Origin of the sequence: Chryseobacterium artocarpi, assembly GCF_001684975.1 — a bacterium.
GTDB classification, from domain to species: Bacteria; Bacteroidota; Bacteroidia; order Flavobacteriales; family Weeksellaceae; genus Chryseobacterium; species Chryseobacterium artocarpi.
The window spans coordinates 1-692 of record NZ_MAYH01000018.1 but is presented as its reverse complement, the minus strand read 5'-3'; the positions used below and the strand labels follow the sequence as shown (position 1 = coordinate 692).

Genomic DNA, 692 nt, shown 5'->3' with positions numbered 1-692 from the left:
TATATCCTAATAAAGATAGCAATATAACCCCTAAAGCTTTTATAAACTTAAATTGTTTCATTATGATAAATGTGTTTAAAGGGTTTATTTAGTGACATGCTGCTCTAGTTTCAATAAACGCTTTTCTAAACGAGTCTGGTTTTGCTGTAAAGCTTCAATTTCTTGGTTTTTAGTATTAATTTGTTCTTGCTGTTCAATGACATGCAGGTACAATTCTTCTAATTTTTCTAATTGCTGCATCGTTAAAGCTGAAAGATCCACCTTGTAGCCATTAGTATCTTTTTTGATATCACCAACGGGTGTTACCCCAGGTAAGTGATGATTTTTTTTAACAAAGTCTTTTACTTCGTTTAACGGTTTGAACTTGTAATCATTCTTTAACTCAGAAAATCCTGTAAAATACTTTTCAAAAACATAATCAGCGTACACAGATGAATTTGAGATGAATTTGCCTGTAGATTCCACATCACCAGCTACGTATAATTTTGCTGTTGAAGTAGGGGCAGTTGATCCTGAACCGATAGCAACATTCCCTGTTTGATAAATATTTTGTGTATTTGCTGTAGCCACACCTGTTCCTCCTTGTACCAGCCAGGGTTGTTGTTTGTAAAATTTATTCCAAAGATTTCCATCAAAGTAATAGTATCCAACAGAGTCTATGTTGGCTGTTGCACCGGAACCTGTGGAACCTG

General features: G+C 34.7%; 1 pseudogene. It reads right to left on the bottom strand.

Annotated elements, in window-relative coordinates:
- Positions 1 to 84: 84 nt before the first annotated feature.
- Positions 85 to 692 (bottom strand): annotated as a pseudogene (locus tag BBI01_RS22780) (hypothetical protein); the annotation flags it as partial.